The organism is Pantoea sp. BL1 (assembly GCF_000963985.1).
GTDB classification, from domain to species: Bacteria; Pseudomonadota; Gammaproteobacteria; order Enterobacterales; family Enterobacteriaceae; genus Pantoea; species Pantoea rwandensis_B.
Window position 1 is genome coordinate 20,833 of the sequence record NZ_JZRH01000003.1, and the last position, 22,062, is coordinate 42,894.

At 56.6% G+C, this 22,062-nt stretch carries 14 protein-coding genes; 4 read left to right on the forward strand and 10 right to left on the reverse strand.

The window, feature by feature from the left end:
• Positions 1–6 precede the first annotated feature (6 nt).
• Complete coding sequence (gene rppH, locus VH86_RS01690; RefSeq protein WP_034823115.1) at positions 7–537, reverse strand: RNA pyrophosphohydrolase; 531 nt, start codon at positions 535–537, stop codon at positions 7–9.
• 512 nt (positions 538–1,049) lie between these two features.
• A complete protein-coding gene (locus tag VH86_RS25605; protein WP_156102778.1) occupies positions 1,050–1,223 on the reverse strand; it encodes a hypothetical protein in 174 nt (57 codons plus the stop codon).
• Between VH86_RS25605 and mutH the strand changes: the two genes are divergently transcribed.
• The 4 genes from mutH (at position 1,222) to VH86_RS01710 (ending at position 4,198) form a co-directional block, all read left to right on the forward strand.
• Positions 1,222–1,908 carry a DNA mismatch repair endonuclease MutH gene (mutH, locus tag VH86_RS01695; protein ID WP_038645086.1) on the forward strand — a complete coding sequence of 229 codons (687 nt, stop codon included), beginning with the start codon at positions 1,222–1,224 and terminating at the stop codon, positions 1,906–1,908. The genes VH86_RS25605 and mutH overlap by 2 nt on opposite strands.
• A gap of 59 nt (positions 1,909–1,967) precedes the next feature.
• The gene (locus tag VH86_RS01700; RefSeq protein ID WP_034823125.1) at positions 1,968–2,678 is read left to right on the forward strand and encodes a TerC family protein; all 711 of its coding nucleotides are present in this window, start codon (positions 1,968–1,970) and stop codon (positions 2,676–2,678) included.
• 117 nt (positions 2,679–2,795) lie between these two features.
• Complete coding sequence (locus tag VH86_RS01705) at positions 2,796–3,014, forward strand: YgdI/YgdR family lipoprotein (protein ID WP_034823127.1); 219 nt, start codon at positions 2,796–2,798, stop codon at positions 3,012–3,014.
• A 143-nt stretch (positions 3,015–3,157) separates the two neighbouring features.
• A complete protein-coding gene (locus VH86_RS01710) occupies positions 3,158–4,198 on the forward strand; it encodes an NADP(H)-dependent aldo-keto reductase (RefSeq protein ID WP_045816396.1) in 1,041 nt (346 codons plus the stop codon).
• Positions 4,199–4,399: 201 nt separating this feature from the next.
• On the opposite strand, the gene lplT is transcribed toward VH86_RS01710, so the two are convergent.
• From lplT to VH86_RS01750, 8 genes are all read right to left on the reverse strand, one after another.
• A complete protein-coding gene (gene lplT, locus VH86_RS01715) occupies positions 4,400–5,590 on the reverse strand; it encodes a lysophospholipid transporter LplT (RefSeq protein ID WP_045816395.1) in 1,191 nt (396 codons plus the stop codon).
• Positions 5,587–7,737: a bifunctional acyl-ACP--phospholipid O-acyltransferase/long-chain-fatty-acid--ACP ligase gene (aas, locus tag VH86_RS01720; RefSeq protein ID WP_045831683.1), complete on the reverse strand. Its 2,151-nt coding sequence runs from the start codon at positions 7,735–7,737 to the stop codon at positions 5,587–5,589. Before aas ends, lplT begins: the two co-directional genes overlap by 4 nt.
• A gap of 719 nt (positions 7,738–8,456) precedes the next feature.
• Positions 8,457–9,851: an efflux transporter outer membrane subunit gene (locus tag VH86_RS01725; protein WP_045831684.1), complete on the reverse strand. Its 1,395-nt coding sequence runs from the start codon at positions 9,849–9,851 to the stop codon at positions 8,457–8,459.
• A 3-nt stretch (positions 9,852–9,854) separates the two neighbouring features.
• Positions 9,855–12,956, reverse strand: a complete 3,102-nt coding sequence (locus tag VH86_RS01730) for an efflux RND transporter permease subunit (RefSeq protein ID WP_045831685.1) — start codon at positions 12,954–12,956, stop codon at positions 9,855–9,857.
• Positions 12,956–16,153 carry an efflux RND transporter permease subunit gene (locus tag VH86_RS01735; protein ID WP_045831686.1) on the reverse strand — a complete coding sequence of 1,066 codons (3,198 nt, stop codon included), beginning with the start codon at positions 16,151–16,153 and terminating at the stop codon, positions 12,956–12,958. Before VH86_RS01735 ends, VH86_RS01730 begins: the two co-directional genes overlap by 1 nt.
• Positions 16,150–17,394, reverse strand: a complete 1,245-nt coding sequence (locus tag VH86_RS01740) for an MdtA/MuxA family multidrug efflux RND transporter periplasmic adaptor subunit (protein WP_045831687.1) — start codon at positions 17,392–17,394, stop codon at positions 16,150–16,152. Before VH86_RS01740 ends, VH86_RS01735 begins: the two co-directional genes overlap by 4 nt.
• Before the next feature lie 142 nt (positions 17,395–17,536).
• Positions 17,537–18,937, reverse strand: a complete 1,401-nt coding sequence (locus VH86_RS01745; RefSeq protein ID WP_045831688.1) for an efflux transporter outer membrane subunit — start codon at positions 18,935–18,937, stop codon at positions 17,537–17,539.
• The gene (locus VH86_RS01750) at positions 18,927–22,061 is read right to left on the reverse strand and encodes an efflux RND transporter permease subunit (protein WP_045831689.1); all 3,135 of its coding nucleotides are present in this window, start codon (positions 22,059–22,061) and stop codon (positions 18,927–18,929) included. The genes VH86_RS01745 and VH86_RS01750 overlap by 11 nt, the downstream gene beginning before the upstream one ends.
• Position 22,062: the final 1 nt, after the last annotated feature.

Genomic DNA, 22,062 nt, shown 5'->3' on the forward strand with positions numbered 1-22,062 from the left:
CGTGGCCTATCCTCTTTTACGTCGATGAGCGGCATTGTTGTTACGCTGCCCCGCACTCTCCTGCATAGACATCACCACGCCAGCGAATTCTTTCATCACGCGGCGATAGACATCGCGCTTGAAAGAGACGACCTGACGCACCGGATACCAAAAGCTGACCCAGCGCCAACCATCAAACTCAGGTGTGCTGCTGTGTTGCACATTGATTTCCGCGTCACTACACATCAACTGCAGAAGAAACCACTTTTGTTTCTGGCCGATACACACCGGCTTTGTGTCCCAACGCACCAAACGTTTTGGCAACTTGTAACGTAACCAGTTACGGGTTGAAGCAAGTATTCGAACATCTTTGCGGTGTAAACCCACCTCTTCGAACAGTTCGCGATACATCGCCTGTTCAGCGGTTTCACCCGGATTGATGCCTCCCTGAGGAAATTGCCAGGAGTGCTGTCCAAAGCGCCTGGCCCATAACACTTGTCCTTGCCTGTTACAGATTACGATACCAACATTCGGGCGGTAGCCATCATCATCGATCACTGGACTACCTCAAAGCTAAATTTGAATAGCCTGATTGTTTCACACTCCTTACAGGCGGTAAACCACTGGATATCCGGGGTGATAGCAGTATAAAAACAGGATAACTCACAGAGTTTAGCCAAGTTATAAACAGCAGAGTGGTTTTCAGGGCGATCTTATTCACCTTTTCTGTGGATAGCTTTGTGCAGAACACGGGAATGAGTTGAATAACCACTTCGGAAAATTCTCATAAGGCAGACAAAGGATAGCACTAAAAACACCATTAATCATAGTGATAGGAAAAAATGACAGTGCTGTTTCAACGCGGATCACTTTCTAATTAACCTCAGGTTCCATTCGCTGCTCAAAGATCCACCAGCGTCGCTTTTATCCACAGAGAATGCCCTAAACCTGGTCAAAGAAAGGAAAAAAAGCGTTCAAATCGTTAAAGTCAAGGCTGTAAATGGAAACAGGGGTGCTCAGCAAGGGGGGTTATCCCACCTTTCTGTGGATAAGTAGGCTGGAGATCCTGTTCATTGTCGATAACAAACTGGGATAACCTTGCCATAGCATTCACTGTCGTCCGGCAATGCAAATAAAAAAGCACGCTTAATCATGCTATTATCACGGTTATTCACGCTGCGCACATGTGGAAAACTCACACCCGCCAGCGCTGTACATCCTTTAACCAATATGAGTTTTGCCATGAATTCCCCCGTTTTATTGCCGACGCCACCACAAGATGAAGCTGAATTACTGCAGCGCGCACAACAACTGGCAGGCCAGACGTTTGCAGCACTGGCAGCACAGCTGAGTTTACCGGTGCCGGCTGATTTGCGGCGGGATAAAGGCTGGGTTGGCATGCTGATTGAGCAGCACCTGGGTGCCAGCGCGGGTAGCAAAGCGGAGCAGGATTTCGCCCATCTCGGTATAGAACTCAAGACCATCCCCGTGGATGCGCTGGGCAAACCGCTGGAAACCACCTTTGTCTGCGTTGCGCCCCTGACTGGCAACAGCGGCGTAACCTGGGAGACCAGCCATGTGCGCCACAAGCTGGCGCGGGTGTTATGGATCCCGATTGAGGGCGACCGTGCTTTGCCCCTCGCGGATCGTCGTGTGGGATCGCCGCTGTTATGGCAACCGAGCGAGGAAGAAGATCAGCAGTTGCGTGAAGACTGGGAAGAGTTGATGGATATGATCGTGCTGGGCCAGGTGGAACGCATTACCGCCCGTCACGGCGCCTGGCTGCAGATCCGCCCGAAAGCGGCCAACAGCAAAGCGCTGACGGAAGCCATCGGTGAGCGTGGAGAACCTATAATGACGCTACCGCGCGGTTTTTATCTCAAGAAAAGCTTCACCGGACCGCTGCTGGCACGCCATTTTCTACTGTAAGTCAGGCGTATCGGGTGCGTATAATCGCCGTTTAATTTTCGTTTAGGATTGAATGATTCATGTTTGACTGGATTGCTGATCCCAATGCCTGGCTGGCACTGGGAACATTGACCATTCTGGAAGTGGTTTTGGGTATCGACAACATTATCTTCCTGTCGCTGGTTGTCGCTAAGTTGCCGAAACACCAACAAAACAAAGCTCGCCGCCTCGGTTTAATGGGCGCCATGCTGATGCGACTGGGCTTGCTGGCGTCCATCGCCTGGGTAGTCCGCCTCACCAATCCGCTGTTTACCCTGATGGATCACAGCTTCTCGGCGCGCGACCTGATCCTGCTGTTTGGTGGTCTGTTCCTGCTGTGGAAATCCAGTATGGAGATTCATGAAACCATTGAAGGCGCCGAAGGTGAACACAAAACCAACGTCCACTCCTTCTTCGGCGCAATCGTACAGATCATGTTGCTGGACATTATTTTCAGCCTCGATTCGGTGATCACCGCTGTCGGCTTGTCCGATCATCTGTTCATCATGATGGCTGCCGTGGTCATTGCCGTGTTGATGATGATGTTTGCCGCACGCGCCATTGGTGAATTTGTTGAGCGTCATCCATCGGTGAAAATGCTGGCGCTGGCATTCCTGATTCTGGTCGGCTTTACCCTGATTCTGGAGAGTTTCGGCATCCATGTACCAAAAGGTTACATTTATTTTGCCATGTTCTTCTCCATGGCCGTGGAGTGCCTGAACCTGATGCGCAGCAAGAAAAGCGCGGCTTAACGATGTCAAGGGCGAGCGCATCTCGCCCTTTAATTTTAGGAATGATGCGATTACGTCAGCCAGCGAAAGCATTTATTACTACACTTTTGCAGTTGAAGTAGGTTGAGGGAGATAAGAATGAAAGGGTTGGTGAGTGTCGTGGGTATTATGCTGGTCGCGCTGACGTTGAGTGGTTGCAGCAGTGATTACGTGATGGCGACCAAAGATGGCCGTATGATTAAGACTGATGGCAAACCGTCCATCGATAAAGAGACAGGTTTGGTGCAGTACACTGACGATCAAGGTCATGTGATGCAGATCAATGGTGACGAGGTCTCCACCATCATTGAGCGTTAAGTGCCAAATTCGATTGCCTGCACGATTTTTTCCCCAGTGCAGGCGATTTCCCGAACTTTCCCCCCTTCCTTCCGCGCCGCTTCACAGGATATAGTCCCAGAGGACACAACATTCCCTTTCATAATGAAAAAAGGAAGCCGGCAATGCATTATCACCGCATCCCCCACAGTACGCTGGAAGTCAGCCAACTGGGGTTAGGAACCATGACGTTTGGTGAGCAAAACAGCGAAGCCGACGCCCACGCGCAACTCGATTACGCGATTAGCAGTGGCATCAACCTGATTGATACCGCTGAAATGTATCCGGTGCCCCCACGCCCGGAAACCCAGGGATTAACCGAACAGTACATTGGCAGCTGGCTGAAGAAGCGCGGCAGCCGTGACAAGATCATTCTGGCCAGCAAAATTGCCGGTCCGGTGCGCGGCGCAGATGCGTCGATTCGCCCTAACCAGGCGTTGGATCGCAAAAACATTCGCGAAGCGCTGGATGCCAGCCTGAAGCGTCTGAACACCGACTATCTCGATCTCTACCAGCTGCACTGGCCGCAACGTCAAACCAACTATTTCGGCAAACTGGGTTACCAGTACAGCGAAACCACCGCCAACGTGACGCTGCTGGAAACACTGGAAGCCCTGAATGAGCAGGTGCGCGCAGGTAAGATTCGCTATATCGGCGTGTCTAACGAAACTGCATGGGGCGTGATGCGCTATCTGCAACTGGCTGAGAAGCACGAGTTGCCGCGTATTGTGACCATTCAGAACCCGTACAGCCTACTGAACCGCAGCTTTGAAGTCGGCCTGGCGGAAATCAGCCAGCATGAAGGGGTTGAACTACTGGCCTACTCAAGCCTGGCGTTTGGGACTTTGAGCGGCAAATATCTGAATGGTGCTAAACCTGCCGGTGCGCGTAACACCCTGTTTAGCCGCTTCACCCGCTACAGTGGTGAACAGTCGAATCAGGCGATTGCCGCTTATGTTGGTCTGGCGAAGAAGCACAATCTGGATCCATCACAGATGGCGCTGGCTTACGTGCGTCAACAGCCGTTTGTGGCGAGTACACTGCTGGGCGCCACCACACTGGAACAGCTGAAGATTAACGTGGAGAGTTTCAACCTGACGCTGAATGCCGATGTGTTAGAGGAACTGGAAGCGATTCATCGTCAGTATACTTACCCGGCACCTTAACGGGATGTCATCGTTGCGGCGCAACGGTTTGCGTCGCAACGACCTGCAGCATTGATGGCCTGGTGGTTAAGACTTTGGCCCGATGAGCCTGGATGCGCACCCTATTGGCGTATGACGCGGTTTTTGCCTGAGTACCGTGAAGGCGCGCATTTCGGATCTCTGGTCGCCATGACTGGTGACCTGGTTTTTCTACGCACCGTCTTATCGGCGCGATTTCCACCACAGCACCGCAATCGCCACAGCAAAAATCCCACCGAACCCAATACCGGTTGCCACCGCAGGTGCACCCAACTTCACCGCGATGGTGTACAGCGCCAGCATCACCAACATCGCGATGTTTTCACCGAAGTTTTGCACCGCAATCGCGTTACCTGCGCCCACCGACTCTTTGCCGCGTTCCTGCAGCAGCGCATTGAGTGGCACCACAAAGAAGCCTCCCAGCGCACCAATCACCATCAGCACCAGATAGGCATTCAGCAAGCTGGTTTGCAGTGAGAACACCACCACCATTACGCCAATCAATATCCCGGCGGGCATGCAACGGCGCACGGTTTGTAGCGTCACCAGTTTCGCCGCTGCGGCGGCGCCAATTACAATCCCGATAGCCACCATGGCATTTAACGTGGTCGGCGTTTTATTGTCGGTGATACCCAGCGCGACGGGCACCCACAGCACCAGCAGGAAACGCAGCGTTACCCCCGCGCCCCAAAACATGCTGGTGCCGAGCAGGGAAAAACGCGTCTCGCCGTTACGCCACAGCAGCAGCGCAGCGTCCCTGAAACTGCGGAACATGGCACCAAACTGCCAACTCTGGCCCGGGCGTGCCGCCATAAGTTTAGGGATAAAGATATTCGCCACCACCGCCAGCGCGTAAGTGAGTGCACACATAACCAGCGCGGCAAGCAGATTCCAGTCAGCCAGAATACCGCCAGCCACCGAACCCAGCAGAATGGCAGCAATCGTCGATGACTCCATCAAGCCGTTGGCTTTGACCAGCCTTTCACCGCGTGTAATCTCCGTCAGGATGCCGTATTTCGCCGGCGAGTAGGATGCCGCACCAATGCCCACCAGCGTATAGCCAAGGAATGGATTGAAGCCGAAGCAGATAATCAGCGCACCCAGCAGCTTGAGGCTATTGGCGAACATCATCACCCGGCCTTTGGCAAAACTGTCAGCCATCTGCCCGACAAACGGTGCCAGAAGAATGTAAGTGGCCACAAACATCATCTGCAGAATCGGCTGGCTCCAGTCAGGATAGAGCTGACTTTTCAGCACCGCCAGCGTGGCAAACAGGAGCGCGTTGTCGCCAAACGCGGAGAAAAACTGCGCCACGATCACCGCCATCATATTGCGTGACAGTAACGGTGAATCGGGATTAACCGCCTGACTCATGCCTGCTCCTCTTCGGCCAGCTGTTTCAGGCTGACGTAGTCTGGTTTACCGCTACCCAGTTGCGGCAGCTGTTTCATAAAGCGAATGTCACGCGGCACCGCCAGCTCTGGCGCGCCGATGTCACGCGCGGCTTTAAGCAGTTGCTCGCGGTTCAGTGCGCTGTCGGTAGTGAACAGCACTAAGGCTTCACCGCGATGACCATCAGGACGCAGCGAGGCGGCATGTTGCTTCTCACCCGAGGCTTTCAGCGCGATCTGCTCGACGCTTTCCAGTGACACCATCTCACCGGCGATTTTGGCGAAGCGTTTGGCCCGCCCCTGAATCTGGCAGAAGCCACCTTCATCGAAGCTAACAATGTCGCCGGTATCATACCAACCGGCTTCCATTTCACCTTCGCCGTTGTCCGCTACGGGCTTCTCTAAGACACCCGGATTTTCCACGCGCAGGTAACCGTTCATCACGTTCGGACCACGCAGTTGCAGACGACCGCCCTGCTCGATACCTGGCACGGAGATCAAACGTGAATCCATGCCGGGCAGAATACGACCCACGGTGTGAGGTTTCGCCGCCATCGGCACGTTGATCGCCACCACTGGCGCACACTCGGTGACGCCGTAGCCTTCGAGAATACGGATGCCGTATTTCTCGGCGTAGATTTGACGCGTGCCTTCCTGCAACTTCTCTGCACCCGCCACCACATAGCGCAGGCGTGCAAAATCATACGGATTGGCAAAGCGCGCATAGTTGCCGAGGAAAGTCGACGTCCCAAACAGCACGGTGCAGTTACGGTCATACACCAGTTCCGGCACGATGCGGTAATGCAGCGGGCTCGGATAGAGGAACACCTGCGCGCCGGTGAGCAGCGGCGTAAACAAGCCCACCGTGAGGCCGAAAGCATGGAACAGCGGCAGCGCCGACATAAAGCGATCGCGCGGGGTGAAATCCGCCACAGTACGAATTTGCTCGACGTTAGCCAACAGGCTTTTATGTGAGTGCACCACGCCTTTGGGGTTGCCTTCGGAACCCGAGGTGAACAGCACCATGGCCGCCTCTTCCGGCTGCTGCGGAACCTGCGCAAGACGCGGCATCAGCAGGTGAGCCAGAATCCACAACTTGTCTTTCAGGGTAACGGTGTCTTTGAGGTCTTCGAGGTAGATCCACTGGACTTCGGTTAAGCCCTGCGGCAGATGCCCCAGATTGCCCTTCTCCAGGAACTGGCGCGAAGTGAAGACGGTTTTGACCTGCGAAGCAGTGAGCGCCGCGCGCATGCCGTTGACGCCCGCGGTGTAATTGAGCATCGCCGGGATACGCCCGCGCAGTGATGCCCCGAGGATCGCCGCCGCCGTGACCGTGGCATTCGGCAGCAGCAGGCCAACATATTCACCCTGCTGGCTGTAGCGCTCGAGAATACGCCCCACGCCCAGCGATTTTTTCAGCAGCCCGGTGTAGCTGTCCGGTTTGAAGTTGATATCTTCAATGCAGGGTTTAGTCAGGCCATAACGCTGGCGCGCATTGAGAAAGGCTTCGAACAAGGTTTCACGCGGACGCACCGCCATACGTGCTTCCATCATCACATGATGTAAGTGCTCACCCGCTAAGACGCGACGATCGCGCGCGCGTTTGGCTTCCGGCATCGGGATGACGGTGGCGGGCAGCACGCTTAAAGTGATGCGCGGGAACAGGCGACGCTTAAATACCCCCGCCAGTCTGCCAAACGGCGTGTACTCCGCGCCTTCAATGCGCATCGGGACCACGGTCGCACCCGATTTCGCCGCGACAAAGCCCGCTCCGCTGTAGATTTTCATCAGCGATCCCGTCACCGTGATGCGCCCTTCCGGGAAGATCACCACCGGACGACCTTCATTGATCATGCGCACCAGATGTTTGATCGACATCGGTTTAGTGGGATCGAGTGGCACGAAGTCGATAATCGGCTTGAGGAGCCGCATAAACCATTGATCGCTGATCGAGGAATAGACGGCGAACACCGGTTTAATCGGCAAAAACAGCGCCACCAAAATGCCATCAAGGAAAGACATATGGTTAGGGGTGATCAGCACTTTTTCTTTGTGCAGTGCGGTGAGATCGCCACGCAGTTCCACCCGCCATAACAGGCGAAACAGGAAACGCAGAACAGTGAAAAGCATGCCAGCTCCTTAGCAGCGTTTAAATATGGCGCTTACCTTGCAGGATCTGGCGATTTTCGACAAGTGGCGCGGTGATTTATGGTGAGGAATTGAGGTGGGTGTGGTGTGTAGCCTGTAAAAATTTACCGTTGGGGTGCTGATAATTGTGAAATGCTGCTCAGTGCTAATGCCGTCATGGCTGCACTGGCTTAAAGGTGAGAGCGCAATCTGGGGTGGTAAACAGGTGCTGACGCAGACTGGGGGCGCTTCGCCAAAGAGAACAGGCTGCACATTGGCTTATGTGAGTTTAGGTAGAAGGGAACCTGATCGTGCATATGCTCGGTGTTTGGTTCAATAAGGGCACGATGCTTGAGGCCAAAGCCCCTCTGCGGTGGCCGGGCTATCCGCAGCGCTGAGGCTTTTACGTTGGGCCAGGAGCCAGTCGCATGGATGCGACAGGCAGTTCGGGTTGGCCAGGACGGCCTTACCCGAACGGTCCGTAGGCACGACGTGGAAGCCGAAGGCACCGCGTCAGCGGCGCGAGGACTGTCCGGCCACCGCAGAGGGGCTATGGCCCATCCGCGCGCCAAAGCAGTCCACTGAACAGAGACGCTATAGCCCACCACTCCGCACCCAAAAGGCCCACAACAGAATCAACAGCCTCATACTTAGCTGCTCTAAACTGCAAGACAACCCTCATCTATGCTGCTAAAACTCATCCCTGCCAGAACGAATAACACTTAACCCTGCCAACCCCCGCCCAGCGCGGCAATCAGCTCAACGCTGCTTACCCACTGCGTGCTCTGCAGTGACAGTAAACTCTGCTGCTCACTCAAACTGCTGTTTTCCGTGGTCGCCACATCAAGGTAATCAATCATCCCGGCATCATACTGATTACGCGTCACGCGGGCTGACTCCTGCGCGGCACTGGTCGCCAACTGCTGTGAAGCAATTTCGCCCTGCAGCGTATTCAGCTGCACCAGATAATCTTCCACTTGCCCCATCGCCGTCAGCACCGACTGGCGATAATCCGCCACGCTGGCGTCATAGGCGGCGCGTGCCTGTTCCACTTTGGCCGAGGTCGCACCGAAGTCCAGCAGCGTACCGCTCAACTCCGGCCCTAATGACCAGACGCGATTGGGTAGTGAGAACAGGCTATTAATGGCCGACGAACTCACGCCGCCGCTGGCGCTCAGGGTCAAATCCGGATAGTAACCGGCGATGGCAACACCCACCGCCGCATTGGCTGCTGCCACATTACGCTCGGCATAGGCAATATCCGGACGACGCTGCAACAGCGCAGAAGGCAGGCTATGAGGGATGGCTGGTAGCCTGGCCTCCAGCTTCGCCACTGGCAGTGAGAAATCAGCCGGCGCACGGCCCAGCAACAGCGCAATGGCGTGTTCCGATTGGGCACGCTGCCACTGATAATCCTGTGCCGAGGCGCGTGCGCTCTCCAGCTGCATCTGCGCCTGTGCCAGGGTGGCGCGGGATTCGCTGCCCGCCGAGTACTTGTTCTGAATCACCGTCAGATAACGCTGATAGGCGTCGATACTGCGCTGATAAAGGGCAATCTTCTCGTCGAGGATGCGCAGCTGGAAGTAATCCTGAGCCAGCTCTGACTGCGCACTCAGCGTGATATTCGCCAACTCGGCCTTACTCGCCTGCGCACTGGCTTTGTTCTCTTCCAGTGTGCGGCGCAGTTTGCCCCACAAATCCAGCTCCCAGCTGGCGCTGAGATCGGCGGCATGCGCATTGCTGACGCTGCGCTGGCCGGTGGTGCTGGCCCGACTGCCGCTGCGCGTGCTGCTGGCGTCGTAGCTCACCGAAGGAAATAACGCCGCGCGAGATTGTGAGGTCAGCGCCTGCGCTTCACGGTACTGCGCGGCATAGCTCGCCACGTTCTGGTTGGAGATGCTCACCTGACGCAACAGGCCATCCAGCGTGGCGTCGTGATACACCAACCACCAGTCGCCTTTGCTCTGCTCATCCTGCGGCGTGGCCTGCTGCCAGCCTTTGGCTTCTTTAAAGTGCGTCGGCATCGCCATGGTCGGGCGCTGATAATCCGGGCCCACCGCGCAGCCCGCCAGCAACAGTGCCATCACCATCGGGGTAAATTTCAGAACATTTTTCATCGATCAAGATTCCACATGACGCAACCGCTGCCACTGACGTTTAGTGGCGCGACTCAAACTATCAAGCCAGAGATAAACAACCGGCGTGGTAAACAGGGTTAACAGCTGGCTCAGCGCCAGACCACCTGCAATCGCAATGCCGAGCGGACTGCGTAAATCCGCATCACCGCCGCTGCCCAATGCCAGCGGTAAAGCACCAAAGAAGGCAGCCAGCGTGGTCATCATGATAGGGCGGAAGCGCATCAAACAGGCCTGCGTGATCGCCTGCTTTGGCGACATGCCCTGTGTGCGCTCGGCGTGGATCGCAAAATCAATCATCATGATGGCGTTCTTCTTCACGATGCCGATCAGCAAAATGATGCCGATCAGGGCAATCACCGTCAGTTGTGTATTGGTGAGCAATAGCAGGAGTAGCGCGCCAACCCCCGCAGAAGGCAGCGTGGAGAGGATGGTGATGGGATGGATATAACTCTCATACAGCACGCCGAGCACGATATACACCGCCGCCAGTGCCGCAATAATCAGCCACGGCATGGTGGCGGTCAGCTGCGCAAAGGCGGCTGCGGTGCCAGCAAAACCGGCCTGGATGGTGGACGGCAGGCCGAGCTGCGCCATTGCCTGCTTGATCAGCGCCTGCGCCTGCTCCAGTGACACGCCATCATTCAGGTTAAAGGCCACGGTGCTGGTGGCCGATTGCCCCTGATGCGCCACGGAGAGCGGTGCATTACCGCCTTTGAAGCTGGCGAAAGCGGAGAGCGGCACACGATCGCCGCTATCGTTAATCACATACAGCTCTTTCAGAATCTCCGGATCGCGCGTGTAGCTGTCCTGCAATGACATCACCACATGATACTGATTCAACGTGTGATAGAGCGTGGCGACCTGGCGCTGGCTGAAGGCATTATTCAGCATGGTATCCAGCATCTGCACGTTAACGCCCAGCCGTTGCGCACGATCGCGATCGATATTGATCACCACTTCCTGGCCGCCGGTTTGCGAATCAGAGTCCACGCTGTTGAGCTGCGGGATCGCCGCCAGCGCAGCCTGCACTTTCGGCGTCCACTCTCGCAGCAGATCCAGATCGTCCGCCTGTAGGCTGTATTGATAAGTGGCGTTAGCACTGCGCCCACCGATATGCAGATCCTGCGCCGCCATCAGGAACATCTGCGCCCCGGCGATATGGCTGGTCTTGAGGCTCAGCCGGTTGGCGACTTCGGTGGCCGTGGCATCGCGATCGCTAAAGTCTTTAAGACGCACAAAGAAGTTAGCGCTGTTGCGCGAGCCAAACATGCCGCTGCCCATCGACGACATCACGCTGTCCACCGCCGGATCGGACTGGATGATTTTAGTGAACTCCAGCATCTTCGGTTTCATCGCCTGGAACGAGATGTTTTGATCGGCACGCAGTGCGCCCATCAACAGCCCGGTGTCCTGATTGGGGAAGAACCCCTTCTGCACCACGGTGAACAGAAACAGGTTCAGTAATACCGTTAGCACCAGGCTGAACATGGTGATCTTCTGGTGCGCCATCACCCACGCCAGGCCACGCGAATAGGCCGCCAGCAAGCCATTGAGTTGATTCTCAATAAACTGATACAGCGGATGGGGGCGCTTGCTGACTTTCGGTTTCGGCTTCAGCAGGCGCGCGCACAGCATCGGTGTCAGGCTCAACGAGACGAACATCGAGATCAACAGCGAGACGGTGAGCGTCACGGCAAACTCGCGGAATAGACGCCCGACAATACTGCCCATCAGCAGGATTGGGATAAACACCGCCACCAGTGACATGGTCATCGACAGCACGGTGAAACTCACTTCCTGCGCGCCTTTTAGCGCCGCACGCAGTGGACTTAAACCTTCTTCGATATGGCGGGTGATGTTTTCCAGCACCACGATGGCATCATCAACCACAAAGCCGGTGGCGATAATCAGTGCCATCAACGACAGGTTATCAAGGCTGTAGCCCAGCAGATACATCACCGCACAGGTACCAATCAACGACACCGGCAACGCCAGCGCCGGGATCACCACCGCCTGCACGTTGCGCAGGAATACAAACACCACGGCAATCACCAATAGCATGGCGATCAGCAGCGTTTCTTCGGTGTCGTACAGGGATTCACGCACCGTCGGGGAACGGTCCACCACCACTTTCAGCTGGGTATCCGCAGGCAGATCTTTTTCCAGCGCGGGCAACTGCACCTTGATGGCATCAATGGTGTCGAGCATGTTGGCACCGGCCTGGCGCTTAATGCCCACCATGACTGACGGCTGCGAATTGAGGAAACCGGCCTGATACTGATCTTCTACCGAATCGTACACGGTGGCGACATCGTGCAGACGTACCGCTTTACCGTCTTTATAACTGACGATCAGATCCTGATACTGCGCCGCTTTATCCAACTGACCATTGCTGTCCACTACCCATGATTGCTGGCTACCCTGCAGAATGCCCTTGGGTTTGTTGGTGGTGCTGTTGGCGATGGCTTCCCGCACCGTGTCCAGCGAGATGCCGTATTGCGCCAGCTTGAGCGGTTGCAGATCGATACGCACGGCGGGCAACGCACTCCCCATCAGCGACACTTCACCCACGCCCTTGACCTGCCCCATCGCCTGCTCGATTTTACTTTCCGCCAGGTCGTAGAGTTCACCTGGCGTGCGCGTGGCGGAGGTCAGCGCCAGCATCACAATCGGTGCATCGGACGGGTTGGCTTTGCGATAGGTCGGCAGCGACTCCATGGCGCTCGGCAGCAGACTGCGTGCGGCATTGATCGCCGCCTGCACATCACGCGCCGCACCGTTGATATCGCGGTCGAGATCAAACTGCAAAATCACGCTGGTGGAGCCCTGCGAGCTGGTCGAGGTCATCTCGGTGACGCCCGCGATCTGTCCGAGCGAACGCTCCAGCGGCGTAGCCACCGTGGCCGCCATGGTTTCCGGGCTGGCACCGGCTAAGCTGGCGCTGACCATAATGGTCGGGAAATCCACCTGCGGTAGCGGGGCCACCGGCAACAGCCGATAACCCAGCAGACCCAGCAGCATGATCGACAACGTTAATAGCAACGTGGTGACCGGGCGGAAGATAAAGAGTCTGGTGAGGTTCATTACTCGCTCCGCGCCTGCTGCTGTTTACGCTGCATATAGCGCTTGCCGCGCTGCGCGATGCCATCGAACCACAGATAAATCACCGGCGTAGAGAACAGCGTCAGCACCTGGCTGACAATCAAACCACCGACAATCACCAGACCAAGCGGCTGACGCAGCTCGGCACCGGATCCTGAGGCCAGCATCAGCGGCAGTGCACCGAGCAGTGCCGCCATGGTGGTCATCAGGATCGGACGGAAGCGCAGCAGACAAGCCTGATGAATCGCATCACGCGCACTCATGCCCTGCTTGTTTTCGGCCTCCAGCGCGAAGTCGATCATCATAATCGCATTCTTTTTCACGATGCCGATCAGCAGGATCACCCCGATCAGGGCGATCAAACTGAATTCACTGCCCGCCAGCAACAGCGTCAACAGTGCGCCCACCGCCGCTGATGGCAGCGTCGAGAGAATGGTCACCGGATGAATAAAGCTCTCATACAGGATGCCCAACACCACATACATGGTGATCAGCGCGGCCAGAATCAGCCACAGCGTGTTGCCAGTGGCGCTCTGGAACGCCGAGGTTTCCCCCTGATAGCGCAGCGTGATGCTGGACGGCAGATTCAACTGCTGTGTCACTTCCGCAATCGCTTTCTGTCCATCTTCCAGCGAGTAGCCGCTGTTGAGGTTGAACGACACCATCACCGCCGGGAACTGATTCAGACGCATATGCATCAGTGAACCGGTACGCTGATGGATAGTGGCGATCGAGGTCAGTTTCACCATCCCGGTGGTGGTGTCGCTATCGGTACTGGTGGTTGAGCTGCTGCTCGAACTGTTGCTGGATGTGGTGCCCGAACTGCTGCTGGTTGAGGTACCTGAACTACTGCTCACCGGCAAGTAGACATCATCAAACGACGCTGGCGACTGCTGATATTGCGGCGCCACTTCCAGCACCACGCGATATTGATTGGCCTGGGTAAAAATGGTGGAAACCAGACGCTGACCGAAACTGTTGTACAGCGCGGTATCCACATCCGAAGCGGTGATGCCGTAACGTGCCGCTTTGTCGCGGTTTAGCTCGACGTAGGCAACACGCCCCTGATCCTGCAGATTGCTAACCACGCCGTTAAATTCCGGACGCTGCTGCAGGGCCGCCACCATCTTCGGCGTCCAGCTCACCAGATTTTCACTGTCAGCATCGTCGAGGGTAAATTGATACTGGCTCGGCGTGACCTGATCGTTGACCGTCAAATCCTGCGCCGGTTGCAGGTAGAGCTGAATGCCCGCCACCTGTTGTGCCGCCTGTTGCAGCTGCTTGATCACCACATCGGCTTTATCATCACGCTCATCAAATGACTTGAGGTTAATCTGGATGCGACCGCTGTTGAGACTGGTGTTGCTGCCGTCGATGCCGATGGTCGAAGAGAGGCTGTCCACCGACGGGTTCTGCAGAATCACTTTTGCCAGCGCCTGCTGACGCTTCGACATCTCGCTAAACGACACATCCTGCGACGCCACGGTGACGCCCTGAATCAGACCGGTATCCTGCGTCGGGAAGAAGCCTTTCGGGATGGCGATATACAGCAGCGCCGTCAGCGCAAAGGTTGCCAGCGCCACCAGCAGCGTCAACTTCTGATGGTTCAGCACCACGGTCAGAAGACGGTCATAGCCGCGCACCAGCTTATCGAAAATTTGCCCACCCTTACGCGAGAAGCGCGACTGCTTCTCTTCCGGGATATGCTGCAACAGGTAAGCGCACAGCATTGGCGTTAGCGTCAGGGACACCACCATCGACACTAAAATCGACACCGCCAGTGTGATGGCAAATTCGCGGAACAAGCGCCCCACCACATCGCCCATAAACAGCAACGGGATCAACACCGCAATCAGCGAGAAGGTCAGTGAGATGATGGTGAAGCCAATCTGCTGCGAGCCTTTCAGCGCCGCCTGCATCGGCGTTTCGCCCTCTTCCAGCCGACGAGAGATGTTCTCCACCACCACAATCGCATCGTCAATCACGAAGCCAGTGGCGATAGTCAGCGCCATCAGTGACAGGTTGTTCAGACTGAAATCGGCCAGGTACATCACGCCGAAAGTGCCAATCAGTGACAGCGGCACTGCCACGCTCGGGATCAACGTCGCCGCCACATTGCGCAGGAACAGGAAGGTCACCATCACCACCAGCGCCACCGACAGCATCAGCTCAAATTGTACGTCGCTGATGGAAGCACGAATGGTTTGGGTGCGATCCGACAATATGCTCATCTTCACGCCATCGGGTAACGCGGCCTGCAAGGTTGGCAGTTGCGCTTTAATGCTGTCCACCACCTGAATCACGTTGGCACCCGGCTGGCGCTGCACGCTGATCACAATTGCCGGACTGTTATTGGCCCACGCTGACTGGAAGCTGTTCTCCGGCCCCTGTTCGATGTGCGCGATATCTTTCAGGCGCAGTGCAGCACCGTTCTGATAGGTGATGATCAGATTGCCGTACTCATCGGCGGTGCGCAGCTGATCGTTGGCGTCGATGGTCACCGAGTGATATTTGCCGTCGAAGCCGCCTTTTGAGCCATTGACGTTGCTGTTACTGATCAACGTATTGACGTCTTCCAGCGACAGCTTGTGCGCCGCCAGCGCTTTCGGGTCCATCTGCACGCGGATTGCCGGTTGATGGCCGCCCGCCAGCGTCACCATACCGACGCCGTTTATCTGCGACAGCTTCAGTGCCACGCGGGTGTTCACCAGATCCTGCACCTGGGTCAGCGGCAGGTTATCCGAGCTGGCCGCCAGCGTAATCACCGCCGTATCTGCCGGGTTGACCTTTTTATAGGTCGGCGGATTGGGCAGATCGCTCGGCAGCAGGTTGTTGGCGGCATTGATCGCCGCCTGCACTTCCTGCTCGGCGACATCCAGCGACAGATCGAGGCTGAACTTCAGGGTGATGATCGAGGAACCACTCGAACTGGTTGACGTCATCTGGCTCAGACCCGCCATCTGCCCGAGTTGGCGCTCCAGCGGCGAGGTAACGGACGACGCCATCACATCCGGACTGGCGCCAGGATACAAGGTGGTGACCTGAATGGTCGGGTAATCCACCTGCGGCAGCGCCGAGGTGGAGAGGAACTTATAGGCAAAGATCCCGGAAATCAGTACGCCGACCATCAGCAGGATGGTGGCGACGGGACGCTGGATAAACAGACGAGACGGATTCATTTTTTGGCCGCTGTGGCAGTTTTGCTGTCATCGGCCAGAGAGACTTTACTGCCGTTGGTCAGGCGATCGATGCCTTCGGTAACCAGACGATCGCCCGGCTCAACGCCTTTCAGAATCGACTGCTGATCTTCGCCAAACGCCGGGCCAGTGGTCACGGCTTTACGCGTCACGGTGTTGTCTTTACTGATGACAAACACAAAGCTGCCGTCGCTGCTCAGTTGCAGCGCCTGCGCCGGGATCACCGTGGCGTTATTCAGGATGTTGGTTTGCAGACGCAGGTTGACGAACTGATTAGCAAACAGCGATTCATCTTCATTCGGGAAAGTGGCTTTCAGCTCAATGGTGCCAGTGCTGGTATCGATCTGGTTGCTGATGAACTGCACGCTGCCTTCAGCCAGCTGGGTGCTGTTGTCCTGATCAAAAGCCACTGCGGGCAAACTCTGGCCATTGTGCAGCGCTTTGGTGAGTTGCGCGATATTGCTTTGCGGGACGCTGAAGGTCACGGCTGCGGGCTGCATCTGCGTCACCACCACAATGCCGGTGGTATCGGTGGTTTGCACCATATTGCCCGGATCAACCAAACGCAGGCCAACACGGCCGCTGACTGGCGAGGTGATGCGCGCGTACTCAATATCCAGCTTTGCACTGGCGATCTGCGCCTGATCGGCTGCCACTGCACCTTTGTACTGCCCAACGGTGGCCGTTTGCGTGTCGAGATCCTGGCGTGACAACGAGTCCTGGGCCGCCAGCTTTTTATAGCGAGCCAAGGTCAGCTCAGCGCTTTTCAGTAACGCCTGGTTTTGATTGAGATCGCCCTGATACTGCGCCAGTGTCGCCTGATAGCTGCGCGGATCGATCTGCGCCAGCAGCTGTCCGGCCGCGACTTTTTGCCCTTCGGTAAAGAAGACTTTTTCCAGTTGGCCCGCCACACGGCTGGTGACGGTGACGCTGGCATTCGGGATCACCGTGCCCAGCGCATTGAGATACACCGGCACATTGGCCGTGGTGGCCACACCGCTATGCACCAGCGTGGCACCGCCGCCCATCATCGCCATACCCGGCGGGCCGCCTGCGCCGCCGCGATGACCACCCTTTCCTCCCCCTGGCGGCATACCACCCGGCGCACCGCCGTGTCCGCCCACTACGCGCCAAATCACGCCAGCCACGATCAACACAACAAGTAAAATGAGTAGCCATTTGAGCCAGTGGAAACGCGATCTGCGAGGGGAATTAATTGTCATCGGACTCTTCAGATAAACAGGAAAATGGAAAATCCCCTGCAATGTCAGGGGATTATTTCAAAAGAAATCATCACTGCTTGTATTATCAGCTGAAGTGCCATGGAATTTCCATGGAGAAACCGTAAGGGTAACGTTAAGGCACTCAGGCCTTCCAGCCGCCTCCCAACGCCTTATACAAGGTGATTTTCTCGCTCAACTGGCCCAGATGCGCACTGATTAACGACTGCTGCGAACTGTAAAGCGATCGCTGGGCCACTAATACATTGAGATAATTGTCTACGCCTTGCTTAAAGCGCATTTCGGAATAGTCGTAATCGCGCTGGTTGGCGCCGACCTCCTGTTGCAGCGCTGTCAGCTGATCCTGCCAGGTATCCTGACCGGCCAGCGCATCATTGACCTCTTTGAAGGCGGTTTGAATCGCTTTCTCATAGTCAGCAATTTCAATGCGTTTCTCAATGTGCGCGATGTTGAGATTTGCCTCGTTTTTGCCACCGTCAAAGATGGGGAGATTTATCGATGGCACGAACGACCAGGCACCGGTGCCGCCGCCCAGCAAACTGCCGAGCGAGCTGCTGGTTGAGCCGCCAGAGGCCGTCAGGGTGATGCTCGGGAAGAACGCCGCGCGCGCTGCGCCAATGTTGGCATTCGCCGCTTTCAGGCTATGTTCCGCCGCCATAATGTCCGGGCGACGCGTCAGCAGATCAGATGGCAAGCCCGCCGGCGTGGCCGGGAACTGCCAGCTGGCGTCCAGCGTCGCGTGGGACAGCAAGGTGGCGGGCAGATCGGTGCCCACCAGCAAGCGCAGCGCATCCACATCCTGACGTACCTGACGCGTATAGCTTGCCACATCCGCCTGGGCAGCCCGCACGGTGCTCTCTGCCTGCGCCAGATCCTGATCGCTACTGGCCCCGCCGTTATAGCTGAGTTGCGTCAGACGATACGACTCCTGCTGACTTTTGGCGGTATTTTGCGCCAGATGCAGCAGATCGTTATCCGAACTCAAGGTCAGCCAGGCGGTTGCCACCTCAGAAATTAGCGAGATGCGCGTGGCGCGTTCGGTCGCGGCGGTGGACAAGTACGTTTCCTGCGCCTCATCCCGCAGGCTCTGCAAACGACCAAAGAAGTCCAGCTCCCACGAAGTGACGCTCAGTCCGGCGTTAAGCTCGTGATAGGTCACCGCTCCGGTGGTCTTGGTGTTGTAGAGGTTGGCCGGTTCATGCGCCGAGGTCTGGCTGGCGGTAGCATTGATTGACGGCATTGACGCCGCGCGCTGCACCGTAACGCTCTGCTGCGCCTCTTCAACATTGAGCGCCGCGACCCGCAGGTCACGGTTGTTGTCGAGTGACAGCTGAATCAGGTTGCGCATCGTGGCGTCAGTGAAGAAGTTCTGCCACGGCAGATCCGCCACGTTGCCCACTGGCGTGGGCTGATCGTACTTCGCGTCTACCGGCATTGCGGGGCGCTGATAATGGGGCGCCAGCGTACATCCAGCCAGCGCCATGGCCAGCGGCAGCAGCGCCATACGGAAAGTTTTAGTGTTCATGCGTTGTCACCTCTGCGGATGCTTTTTTCTTGCGGGCGAAGAACTGCGATACCACCACGTAGAACATCGGAACAAAGAAGATGGCGAGGAATGTAGCGGTGATCATCCCACCCGCTACCGCCGTACCAATCGAGTGCTGGCTACCTGCGCCTGCGCCGTTAGAGATAGTCAGCGGCAGCACGCCGAGAATAAACGCCATCGACGTCATGATAATCGGTCGGATACGCAGCCTCGCGGCTTCCACCGCTGCCTCGACCAGCGTTTTGCCTTCCCGTTCGTGTAACTCTTTGGCGAATTCCACAATCAGAATGGCGTTTTTCGCCGCCAGTCCTACCGTGGTGAGTAAGCCCACCTGGAAAAAGACGTCGTTCTGCAAGCCGCGCAGCAGCACGGCACTGATGGTCCCGAGAATGCCGAGCGGCACCACCATGATCACCGAGAAGGGAATGGACCAGCTCTCATACAGCGCGGCCAGACACAGGAACACCACCAGAATCGAGATGATATACAGCTGTGTGGTCTGGTTGCCGGAAGCCTGCTCCTCATAGGAAATGCCGTACCACTGCACGCGGAAGCCTTTTGGCAACTGCTTCGCCAACTGTTCCACGGCTTTCATCGCTTCACCGGTACTCTGCCCTGCCGCAGGCGATCCGAGGATCTCTTCAGAGGTCAGGCCGTTAAAGCGTTCGAAGTGTGGCGATCCGTAAACCCATTTGCCGCTGGCGAAGGCGGAGAAGGGCACCATGGTGCCGCTGCTGTTGCGGAAGTACCATTTATCGAGATCGGATGGCGTCACGCGTGAATCGGCTTTACCCATCAGGTAGACCTCTTTCACACGGCCGTTATACATAAACTGATCGATATAGCTGGAACCCCACGCCACTGACAGTGTGTTGTTGATGTCAGTCATGCTCAGGCCCAACGCGCTGGCCTTCTCGTCATTGATCTCCAGCTGATACTGCGGCTCATCTTCCAGCCCGTTCATGCGCACCTGCGCCAGATGCGGATCTTTGTTGGCCAGATCGATTAACTGGTGCGTAGCATCCATCATCTGCTGATGGGTGTGCGCGCCCGTATCCTGCAGATAGAGATCGAAGCCGGTGGCGTTACCCAATTCCATGACCGCAGGCGGCACCATGGCGAAGATTTTGGCGTTTTTGTAGTTGGCAAAATGCGCCATCACACGGTTCGCCAGATCCTGCACGCTTTGCCCGCTGTGGGTACGATCGCTCCAGTCCTTCAGGCGCACAAACGCCATGGCGTTACTCTGACCACGACCCGCAAAGTTAAAGCCCGCCACGCCAAAGGTGGTGGTGACCACCGAAGCCTCATTCTTCTGCAGATAGTCATTGAGATCGTTGATCACCTGCTGCGTACGCTGTGAAGAGGCGTTAACCGGCAGCGTCATCTGCACCATCATCAAACCCTGATCTTCGGCAGGCAGGAACGTGGTGGGCACACGCGTGAACAAAAAGCCCGTCACGCCGACGATCACCAGGTAGATCACCAGGAACAGGCCGCGACGGGAAATAACGTTGTTAACGCCGCGCGTATAGTGCATCGCGCCGCTGTCGAACTTACGGTTAAACCAGCCAGCAAAACCGGTGGTCTTGTGCTCCGCCGCCGAAGGTTTGAGCAGAGTGGCACAGAGTGCAGGGGTGAAGATCAGCGCCATGATCACCGACAGCGCCATCGCCGACACAATGGTGATCGAGAACTGGCGGTAAATCACCCCGGTCGAGCCGGAGAAGAACGCCATTGGCAACAGCACCGCTGACAGCACCAGCGCAATACCAAACAGTGCGCCCTGTATCTGCTGCATCGACTTGATGGTGGCGGTTTTCGGATCGAGATGTTCTTCGTGCATCACACGCTCGACGTTCTCCACCACCACGATGGCATCATCCACCAACAGCCCTATCGCCAGCACCATACCGAACATGGTCAGGGTGTTGATGCTGTAACCGAAGGCCGACAGGATGCCGAAGGTACCGAGCAGCACCACGGGCACCACCAGGGTGGTAATCAGAGTGGCGCGTAGGTTTTGCAGGAACAGCAGCATCACGAAGAACACCAGCACCACCGCTTCGATCAGCGTTTTCACCACTTCTTCAATCGAGGCGCTGACCACCGGAGAGGTGTCATACGGATACTGAATTTCAACATTATCCGGCAGCGAGTCTTTCAGATCGGCAATGGTCTGGCGCACCGCTTTAGCGGTATCCAACTCGTTCGCGCCGGTGGCCAGGCGCAGCGCAATACCTGCCGCTGGTTTGCCGTTCATGGTGGCATCAATGCCGTAGCTCTGCGGACCGAGCGCCACGCTGGCGACGTCTTTCAAACGCACCTGCGAACCGTCACTGTTCACTTTCAGCAGCACGTTTTCAAACTGCTGCACGGTGGTGAAGCGGGTTTTACCCAGTACCGTGGCCTGCGTTTTGGCACCCTGAATAGTCGGTAACCCGCCGAGTGAACCGGACGACACCTGCACGTTCTGGTTATCAATGGCGGTGGTGACATCGCTCGGCATCAGGTTGTACTTGTACAATTTGGCGGGATCGAGCCAGATGCGCATGGCATATTCCGAACCCAGCACCATAAAGTCACCGACGCCTGGCGTACGCGAGATCGGATCTTCCAGCTTCGACACCAGCATATCCGCGAGATCGCCGTTGCTCAGCTTGCCGTCTTTAGAGATCAGCCCGATGACCATCATAAAGTTCTTTTGGTACTTACGGATGCGGATACCCTGCTGGGTCACATCGGTTGGCAACTGTGATTCCGCCAGCGAGACGCGGTCCTGCACCTGCACCTGGGCGATATCCGGATTGATGCCCTGGTTAAAGGTGGCGATGATCTGCGCACTGCCGTCCGAGGCACTGCTGGATTCCAGATAGCGCAAGCCATCCAGCCCATTCAACTGCTGCTCAATCACCTGCACCACGGTGTTCTGCGTGGTTTCGGCACTGGCGCCCGGATAGGTCACCGAGATCGACACTGCTGGCGGCGAGATATTGGGATACTGATTGACGGGCAAACTGATGGCCGCAATCCCGCCCACCAGCATCACGATAATCGCGATAACCCAGGCAAATATGGGACGTTCAATAAAAAACTTCGACATG

Excerpts from the sequence above, each read along its gene's own strand:
- VH86_RS01725 (WP_045831684.1), bottom strand. The coding sequence starts at position 9,851 with ATGAAAAATGTTCTGAAATTTACCCCGATGGTGATGGCACTGTTGCTG.
- VH86_RS01740 (WP_045831687.1), bottom strand. The coding sequence starts at position 17,394 with ATGACAATTAATTCCCCTCGCAGATCGCGTTTCCACTGGCTCAAATGG.
- aas (WP_045831683.1), bottom strand. The coding sequence starts at position 7,737 with ATGCTTTTCACTGTTCTGCGTTTCCTGTTTCGCCTGTTATGGCGGGTG.
- VH86_RS01745 (WP_045831688.1), bottom strand. The coding sequence starts at position 18,937 with ATGAACACTAAAACTTTCCGTATGGCGCTGCTGCCGCTGGCCATGGCG.
- mutH (WP_038645086.1), top strand. The coding sequence starts at position 1,222 with ATGAATTCCCCCGTTTTATTGCCGACGCCACCACAAGATGAAGCTGAA.
- lplT (WP_045816395.1), bottom strand. The coding sequence starts at position 5,590 with ATGAGTCAGGCGGTTAATCCCGATTCACCGTTACTGTCACGCAATATG.
- VH86_RS01735 (WP_045831686.1), bottom strand. The coding sequence starts at position 16,153 with ATGAATCCGTCTCGTCTGTTTATCCAGCGTCCCGTCGCCACCATCCTG.
- VH86_RS01750 (WP_045831689.1), bottom strand. The coding sequence starts at position 22,061 with ATGTCGAAGTTTTTTATTGAACGTCCCATATTTGCCTGGGTTATCGCG.
- VH86_RS01705 (WP_034823127.1), top strand. The coding sequence starts at position 2,796 with ATGAAAGGGTTGGTGAGTGTCGTGGGTATTATGCTGGTCGCGCTGACG.
- VH86_RS01730 (WP_045831685.1), bottom strand. The coding sequence starts at position 12,956 with ATGAACCTCACCAGACTCTTTATCTTCCGCCCGGTCACCACGTTGCTA.
- VH86_RS01710 (WP_045816396.1), top strand. The coding sequence starts at position 3,158 with ATGCATTATCACCGCATCCCCCACAGTACGCTGGAAGTCAGCCAACTG.
- VH86_RS01700 (WP_034823125.1), top strand. The coding sequence starts at position 1,968 with ATGTTTGACTGGATTGCTGATCCCAATGCCTGGCTGGCACTGGGAACA.
- VH86_RS25605 (WP_156102778.1), bottom strand. The coding sequence starts at position 1,223 with ATGGCAAAACTCATATTGGTTAAAGGATGTACAGCGCTGGCGGGTGTG.